The 7,300-nt window shown below is 68.4% G+C and carries 8 protein-coding genes; 6 read left to right on the forward strand and 2 right to left on the reverse strand.

Annotated features, from left to right (window positions below; genetic code table 11):
* Positions 1-596, forward strand: a 596-nt coding sequence (locus tag KBZ15_RS14835) for a hypothetical protein (RefSeq protein WP_255015974.1), incomplete at its 5' end; no start/stop codon positions are given.
* Positions 597-631: 35 nt separating this feature from the next.
* Positions 632-1,174 carry a peptide deformylase gene (locus KBZ15_RS14840; protein WP_255015975.1) on the forward strand — a complete coding sequence of 181 codons (543 nt, stop codon included), beginning with the start codon at positions 632-634 and terminating at the stop codon, positions 1,172-1,174.
* Positions 1,175-1,229: 55 nt separating this feature from the next.
* Here KBZ15_RS14840 and KBZ15_RS14845 read toward each other — a convergent pair whose 3' ends face one another.
* Together KBZ15_RS14845 and KBZ15_RS14850 are read right to left on the reverse strand one after the other, a co-directional pair.
* Entirely contained in the window at positions 1,230-2,138 is a 909-nt protein-coding gene (locus KBZ15_RS14845; RefSeq protein ID WP_254932497.1) for a heat-inducible transcriptional repressor HrcA, read from the reverse strand.
* Between the two features lie 129 nt (positions 2,139-2,267).
* The gene (locus KBZ15_RS14850; RefSeq protein WP_255015976.1) at positions 2,268-2,621 is read right to left on the reverse strand and encodes a rhodanese-like domain-containing protein; all 354 of its coding nucleotides are present in this window, start codon (positions 2,619-2,621) and stop codon (positions 2,268-2,270) included.
* A gap of 54 nt (positions 2,622-2,675) precedes the next feature.
* Between KBZ15_RS14850 and KBZ15_RS14855 the strand changes: the two genes are divergently transcribed.
* From KBZ15_RS14855 to nuoH, 4 genes are all read left to right on the forward strand, one after another.
* Positions 2,676-4,307 carry a DUF3352 domain-containing protein gene (locus KBZ15_RS14855; RefSeq protein WP_255015977.1) on the forward strand — a complete coding sequence of 544 codons (1,632 nt, stop codon included), beginning with the start codon at positions 2,676-2,678 and terminating at the stop codon, positions 4,305-4,307.
* On the forward strand, positions 4,304-4,801 hold the full coding sequence (locus tag KBZ15_RS14860) for a histidine phosphatase family protein (RefSeq protein ID WP_255015978.1): 498 nt from the start codon (positions 4,304-4,306) through the stop codon (positions 4,799-4,801). Before KBZ15_RS14855 ends, KBZ15_RS14860 begins: the two co-directional genes overlap by 4 nt.
* Positions 4,802-4,862: 61 nt before the next feature.
* On the forward strand, positions 4,863-6,017 hold the full coding sequence (locus KBZ15_RS14865; protein WP_255015979.1) for a citrate synthase: 1,155 nt from the start codon (positions 4,863-4,865) through the stop codon (positions 6,015-6,017).
* Between the two features lie 25 nt (positions 6,018-6,042).
* Positions 6,043-7,173 (forward strand): NADH-quinone oxidoreductase subunit NuoH, encoded by a 1,131-nt coding sequence (nuoH, locus tag KBZ15_RS14870; protein WP_197151906.1) that lies wholly within the window; start codon positions 6,043-6,045, stop codon positions 7,171-7,173.
* Positions 7,174-7,300: the final 127 nt, after the last annotated feature.

Below are 7,300 nucleotides of genomic sequence, written 5' to 3' on the forward strand. Positions count from 1 at the left end.
AGGCAGGGCGGCCTGAGGTCGCCGCCCTGCTGGCGGGCCCGCCCCGGGTGCTGGTGGTGGGGGGCTCCACCTGGAGCCAGGGCTCGGCCGCGCCCCTGCGCCGGTTGTTTGAGCTGGGCGGGGAAGTTTCGCTGCAGGGGGTGCGCGCCACGGCTTTCGCCACCGCAGGCGGGGCCCATACCGGCGGCGAGATGGTGGTGCTCGACAGCCTGCGCTCTTTGATGGGTCAGGGGGCGCTGGCTTTCACGGCCGGCCAGCGGCTGATGGTGTTCAGCACCAATGAGCGGCTCGAGCATCCGCCTGGCCAGTTTACGCCCCTCGACTGCTGGGCCATGGGCCAGTACGCGCGCGAGCTGCTGCTGCAGGCCCATGCTGGTTCAGATCCCCCTAAGACCGCCGCACTGGCAGGGCGCCTCGGGGTCGATCTCACCTACTACCGCCGCTTTCCCCGCCAGCTGGAGGCGCTTGGCCCCCAGGCCAAGGCTGTGTGTGCCCGCATCAATCCGCTGGCTGCAGCCGATCGCCCGGGCCTCGCCGCGGTGGCTTCCGCTCTAGATCGGCCCGCACCGGAGATCCGCGCGTTGTTTGGGCCTTGAGGCGATGCTTGCATGGCACCAACAGACTGGTGTCGATGGCGGTACGCACCGTTCTGCGTCTGGGTGATCCCCGATTACGCCAGCCCGCCCAGCCCGTGATCGATGTGGCTGATCCCGCTTTGAGGCAGCTGATCACTGATCTGGACGACACGGTGGCGGCCTGCAGCGGCGCCGGCCTGGCCGCTCCCCAGATCGGCGTGCCGCTGCGGGTGGTTCTGTTTGGTGGTGGAGGGCCCAACCCCCGCTACCCCGATGCCCCACTGCTTCCCCGCACCCTGTTGATCAACCCCGTGCTCACCCCGCTGGGACCGGAGCGCGATGGGGCCTGGGAGGGGTGCCTGAGTGTGCCGGGGCTGCGGGGGCAGGTGTCCCGTTGGCAGCGGTTGCGCTACCAGGGGATCGATGGCGCTGGCCAGCCTTTGGATCGTTGCGTGGAGGGGTTCCATGCCCGGGTGGTCCAGCACGAGTGTGACCACCTCGATGGGGTGCTCTTCCCCGACCGCCTTAGCGATCCCACCGCCTTCGGCTTCATCCCTGAGCTGGAAGCGGCCGGGCTGATTCCCTCCGTGCCTGGTTAGTGCTGTCGTTGTGCTGCTTGACGGGCAGGCGGCTTGTGATCAGTCCACGGAGCTTTCACCCCAACAGCCGCTCCAGCACCTGGGCCACCGAGCTCACGGCGGCCAGGGCGGTGGCGTAGGCCATGCGCATGGGTCCAACCAGGGCCACCTGGCCGATGCCGCCATCGCCGCTGCGGTAATCGGCCTGCACCACGGCGCACTGGTGCAGGGCCCGGTGGGGATGTTCCGCGCCGATCCAGATGCCTGGCTGGGGCAGGAGCTGGTGGGGGGCGTCCTCCACCAGTTCCACCAGGGGGCGCAGGCTCAGGGTCTGGCTGAATTCCGGCTGGGCCAGCAGGCCGGCCAGGCCCATGGTCAGGGCCCCCTCCCCCTCCAGCTGGCGGGATTGGCCATGGCTGGCCAGGGCCTGGCGCAGGGCAGCACCACTGCTGTTCAACTGGGAGGGCAGGGTTGCCCAGTCAATCGGCCCTTCCTGCAGCTGGGTACTCACCCACCGCTCCAGGGGGGCCAGCTCGGCTTCGGCCTGGGCGGGCAGCCGCAGGTTGAGGCTGGTGGCGGTTGCGCCCCCCTCCACCAGAAACACCAGCAGGCGTTCGCCGCTGGCCACCAGCCGCAGGGCCTGAAGCTGGGATTGCTTGCGCTGGGGTCTGGTGATCAGGCTGAGCAGGCCGGTGAGATCGGCCAGGCGCCGGCTCAGGTGCAGCAGCAGGTCGTCGAGGGCTGCCCACTGCAGGCTGAGCCCGGTGAGCTCCCGCTCCAGTTGCAGGGCCGCGGCTCCCGGGGCGGGCAGCAGCTGATTTACGTAGGTGCGGTAGCCCTGCTGGCTGGGGATTCGGCCCGCCGAGGGGTGGGGCTGGGTGAGCAGCCCCCGCTGCTCCAGAGCCCCCATGGCCGAGCGCACCGTCGCCGGGCTCGCGCCCAGGCCGAAGCGGCGCACCAGGGTCTGGCTGCCCACCGGCTCCATCGTGTCCACGTAGTGACGCACGGCAAGTTGGAGAACCTCCTGCTGCCTAAGAGGCAAGGGGCGGGGGGACGGAGACTGCAAGCGGCCGCTGCAGGGAGTTGGCCGATCGTAGGCAGATGGGGGCTGGATTCAGTAGCGAGGCACGCTGGAATCCACCTCCAGGCTCCAGGAATCGATGCCCCCCTGGAGGTTCCACACCGCCCCATAGCCCTGGGCCTGGATCAGCCAGCAGCCCAGCTGCCAGCTGCGCACCCCCGCATGGCACAGCACGACGATGGGGCGGTCGTGGCTGAGCAGCTCGCCCAGGCGGTCGACCCACTCAGCTGAGCGGCTCAGCGGCAGGTGCAGCACGGGATGGACCAGCCTGGCCAGCTCCAGCTCGGCGTCCTCGCGCACATCCACCAACTGGATCGCCTCGCCCTGCTCCAGCCGCAGCTGCAGCTCGCGGGCCCGCATGGTTTTTGGAGTCTCAGAACTTTCCATGGCGGGCAGAAGGCGGGGCTTGGGGTCAAGATGGGCCCATCCTGCGTGGGACGCATGAAGGCCCGCCCGTTTCTGGCGGTCGTGCTGGCGGCGGTGCTGCTGTTGCTGAGCCTGGCGGCAGCTGGTTGGTGGCTGGTGCTGCAGCGCTCTCCGCTGCAGTTGCAGCACCAGCCCTTGGTATCGCCTCGGGCGGCCCGCTTTGTGCCCCGCCAGGCACCCCTCAGTCTCTACCTGCTCACCGATGGGCAACGGCCCGAGGGCTATGCCCGGGCCGTTGCCCCGGGCCGACAGCGCCGCCAGGCGGCCGATGCCGTAGCCGGGTTGCGGGATGGCGCCTTCGCTGCGGCGGGGCTGGACTATCCCGCCGAGCTGGCCTCCTGGCTCGGCCCTGAACTGGGCTTGGCCCTGCTGGCCAACGAGCCAGGGGGAGCCGCCGACGGCTGGCTCCTTTCCCTGCGCAGCCGCGATGCCGATGGGGCCCGCCGTTTCCTGCAGCGCTTCTGGCAGACCCGCAGCCTGGCCGGCACCGACCTGCAGATCAGCAGCTACCGAGGCATGGGGCTGATCAGTGGCCGTGGCGCCCTGGTGGGCACTACGCCGGTGCCGATCGCCACTGCCCTGGTCAACGACGATCTTGTGCTGATTGCCTCCGGTCGCGGCGTGCTCGAGCAGGCCCTCGACGTCTCCCAGATCGATGAGCTCAATCAGGCGACCAGTCCCTCCTTCCAGCAGGCCCTGGAGCGCCTGGGCAAGGGGGCTGTGCTGCTCACGGCCCAAGCTGAAGTCCTGGGCTCCTGGCTGGGCATGCCTGCCCAGCTCACCGGGCCCGGCGCGGTGCAGGAGCTCGTGGCCAGCCTGAGACCCGACGGCCGTTCCCTGGCGCTGGAAGCTTTGCTGCGCCTGGCACCCGGCGCCGCTAGCCCGCCCCCGGCCCCTCCCGCCGCTGCCGGGGACGCCGGACCGGCCCTGCTGGCGGCCATGCAGGGCCAATCCGACAGCCTGGCCCTGGTGCAGCAACCCTCCCTTTGGCCTGAGCTCTGGCAACCCTTGCTGGCGGCCGTGCTCCGGGTGAGTGAGGGTGGCGGTGACGGTTTATTGCCGGCCCTGGTGGCGGCGGCCGATCCTGGCCCCTTGCTATGGAGCGCCGGCAGCCAGGGCTGGTTGTTGGGCACTGCGGTGGATCAGCCCGATCCCGCCAGCCTTGAACAGGGCCTCGCTGCCCAGGGCCTGACCGCCGCCCCCCTGCCCGTGGAGGGAGACGCCAGCGTCATGGTCTGGACCAGGCTGGAGGCGCCCCCGGCTGGGCGCCGGATCGGCCGGGAGGAGGGCGCCGTGCTCCAGGCCAGCCTGGCGGGGGCCAGGGCCAGCCAGGGCCAGCTGGCCTGGTGGGGCCAGAATCTGGCGGTGTTGCAGGAGCAGCGCGAATCCCGTCAGACCCCCCGGCTGCGCCTGGCCCAGCTCGCCGCCCTCGACCAGCCCCAGGCTTCCCTGCAGTGGGCGATGGCGGCCGGGCCGGCCCAGGCCCTGTTGCAGCGTTGGAGCACCTGGCAACTGCTTTCGAGCCTTGCTGGGAGACCGTTGGCGCCGGCGGTGCAGGGGCTCAGCTTCAGCCTGGAGCCTGGCGACGGTGGTAGCAACAGCAATAGCAACAGCGTGCATCTCAGCGCCAGGGTGGGTTTTGGTTGACGAATCCCTTGGCTGAGCGCGAACTGCTGCTCTGGCGCCATGGCATTGCTGAGGAGCGCCATCCGGATCGCCCCGATGCGGAGCGGGCCCTCACCGCCGAGGGAAGCCGCCGCACGGCCGCGGTGGCCCAAGAGCTACAGCGGCTGCAGCTCTGCTGTGACACCCTGCTGAGCAGCCCCCTGCGGCGGGCGGTGCAGACCGCCGAGCTCGGCGTGGCGGCCGGGCTGGCCAGTGGATTTGCGATCGAGGCCAGCCTGGCCCCAGGGGGAGACCCGCGGCCGCTGCTCCAGGCCGGCAACTGGCAGCGGCTGGGCCTGGTGGGCCACGAGCCCGACCTCGGCGAGCTGGCCTCGACTCTGCTGGGTTTGCCGGCCGGTGCGATCACGCTGCGCAAGGCCGGCATCGTCCTGATTCGCCTCGGCCCCGCCGCTGCCAGCCTGGAGGCCCTGATTGGTCCTCGGTTGCTGCGGCTACGGCATCAAGGGCGGCTCTAGCCGTAGGTTCGCCCCAACCACAGCGGCGGGCATGACAGCAGGGGGCATGACAGGAGGGGGCATGACAGCAGCAGGAGCCGAGAGCCAGATCCCCTTTCGTCCTGGGTTGGAGGGGGGGCCTGCCACCCAGTCGTCGATCTGCGACATTGACGGTCAGCGGGGCGTGCTCACCTATCGGGGCTACCGGGTAGATGAGCTTGCCGCGCGCAGCACCTTCCTGGAAACCGCCTACCTGTTGATCTGGGCCCAGCTGCCCAACGCCAAGCAGCTGCAGGAGTTTGAGCAGGAGGTGCAGATGCACCGGCGGGTGAGCTTCCGCATCCGCGACATGATGAAGTGCTTCCCCTCGGGGGGGCATCCGATGGACGCCCTGCAGAGCAGTGCGGCGTCCCTGGGGCTGTTCTATTCAATGCGCGCCCTGGACAATCCCGAATACATCGTCTCTGCGGTGGTGCGGTTGATCGCCAAGATCCCCACGATGGTGGCGGCCTTCCAGCTGATCCGCAAAGGCCAGGATCCGATCCAGCCCCGCGACGACCTGGCCTACGCGGCCAACTTCCTGTACATGCTCACCGAGCGGGAGCCCGATCCCCTGGCGGCCCGCATCTTCGATGCCTGCCTGATCCTGCATGCCGAGCACAGCCTCAACGCCAGCACCTTCAGCGCCCGCGTCACCGCCAGCACCCTCACCGACCCCTACGCGGTGGTGGCCTCCGCCGTGGGCACCCTGGCGGGCCCGCTCCACGGCGGAGCCAATGAGGACGTCCTCACCATGCTGGCCGAAATCGGCAGCGAAGATCGGGTGGACTCCTGGCTGGATCAAGCCATTGCGGAGAAGCAGAAGATCATGGGTTTCGGGCACCGGGAGTACAAGGTGAAGGATCCCCGCGCCGGCATTCTCCAGAAGCTGGCTGAGGAGCTGTTCGACCGCTTCGGTCACGACCCGATGTACGACCTGGCTCGCTGCCTGGAGGCGGCCGCTGACAAGCGGCTTGGCCCCAAGGGCATCTATCCGAACGTCGATTTCTACTCGGGTCTGGTGTATCGAAAACTCGGCATCCCCCCAGACCTCTTCACCCCGATCTTCGCCATCGCCCGCACGGCAGGCTGGCTGGCCCATTGGAAGGAGCAGCTGGGGGCCAATCGCATCTACCGGCCCTCCCAGATCTATACCGGCGAGGCCGGGCGTGACTGGCAGCCGATTGGGGCCCGCTAAGTTGCATGCCATCTGAGCTGACGCCATGGTGACCAACACGGCTCCAGGCCTGGATCTCGAGTCCAGCTTCGAGCAGGCCCTGCAGGGATTTGGGCTGAGTCCGGGAGCTGCCCACCTGCTCTGGCTGCCCTTGCCGATGGTGCTGGTGCTGGTGGCGGCGGTGGTGGGAGTGCTCGTCAATGTCTGGCTGGAGCGCAAGATCTCGGCGGCAGTGCAGCAGCGCATCGGCCCCGAATACGCCGGCGCCCTCGGCGTGCTCCAGCCGATCGCCGATGGCCTGAAGCTGGTCTTCAAGGAAGACATCATCCCGGCCAAGGCCGACGGCCTGCTGTTCACCCTCGGGCCGGTGCTGGTGCTGATCCCGGTGATCCTCAGCTGGCTGGTGGTGCCATTTGGTCAGCACCTGCTGATCAGCAATGTGGGCATCGGCATTTTCCTGTGGATTTCGCTCAGCAGCATCCAGCCCATCGGCCTGCTGATGAGTGGCTATGCCTCCAACAACAAGTATTCGCTGCTGGGGGGCCTGCGGGCTGCGGCCCAGTCAATCAGCTACGAGATTCCCCTGGCCCTGGCGGTGCTGGCGGTGGTGATGATGAGTAATTCGCTCAGCACGGTTGACATCGTCAATCAGCAGACCGGCTCAGGCATCCTCAGCTGGAACATCTGGCGCCAGCCTGTGGGCTTTGTGATCTTCTGGATCTGCGCCCTGGCCGAATGTGAGCGCCTCCCCTTCGACCTCCCCGAAGCTGAGGAGGAGTTGGTGGCTGGCTACCAGACCGAGTATTCCGGCATGAAGTTTGCCCTCTTCTATCTGGGCAGCTACATCAACCTGGTGCTCTCGGCCCTGCTGGTGTCGGTGCTCTACCTGGGGGGCTGGGGCTTCCCGATCCCGGTGGAGTGGTTGGCGGGCTGGCTGGGCCAGCCGATCGATGCGCCCCTGGTGCAGCTCATCACTGGATCGGTGGGCATCGTGATGACCGTGCTCAAGGCCTATCTGCTGGTCTTTCTGGCGATCCTGCTGCGCTGGACCACCCCTAGGGTGCGGATCGACCAACTGCTCGATTTGGGCTGGAAATTCCTGCTGCCGATCGCCCTGGTCAACCTGCTGATCACCGCAGCCCTCAAGCTGGCCTTCCCTGGGGCCTTCGGTGGCTGATTCCCTGAGCAATCAACCCAGACCTGCCCCAGACCGGCCATCATGGGCTGATCGATTCCGACCGCTTCCCCCTCCAGAGCCAGCTCCATGTTCGGGTTCCTCAAGAAAGTCGGCGACTACACCCGCG

Origin of the sequence: Cyanobium sp. BA20m-p-22 (assembly GCF_024346275.1) — a bacterium.
Classification (GTDB): Bacteria; Cyanobacteriota; Cyanobacteriia; order PCC-6307; family Cyanobiaceae; genus Cyanobium_A.

Excerpts from the sequence above, each read along its gene's own strand:
- KBZ15_RS14855 (WP_255015977.1), top strand. The coding sequence starts at position 2,676 with ATGAAGGCCCGCCCGTTTCTGGCGGTCGTGCTGGCGGCGGTGCTGCTG.
- nuoH (WP_197151906.1), top strand. The coding sequence starts at position 6,043 with ATGGTGACCAACACGGCTCCAGGCCTGGATCTCGAGTCCAGCTTCGAG.
- KBZ15_RS14865 (WP_255015979.1), top strand. The coding sequence starts at position 4,863 with ATGACAGCAGCAGGAGCCGAGAGCCAGATCCCCTTTCGTCCTGGGTTG.
- KBZ15_RS14840 (WP_255015975.1), top strand. The coding sequence starts at position 632 with ATGGCGGTACGCACCGTTCTGCGTCTGGGTGATCCCCGATTACGCCAG.
- KBZ15_RS14845 (WP_254932497.1), bottom strand. The coding sequence starts at position 2,138 with ATGGAGCCGGTGGGCAGCCAGACCCTGGTGCGCCGCTTCGGCCTGGGC.
- KBZ15_RS14850 (WP_255015976.1), bottom strand. The coding sequence starts at position 2,621 with ATGGAAAGTTCTGAGACTCCAAAAACCATGCGGGCCCGCGAGCTGCAG.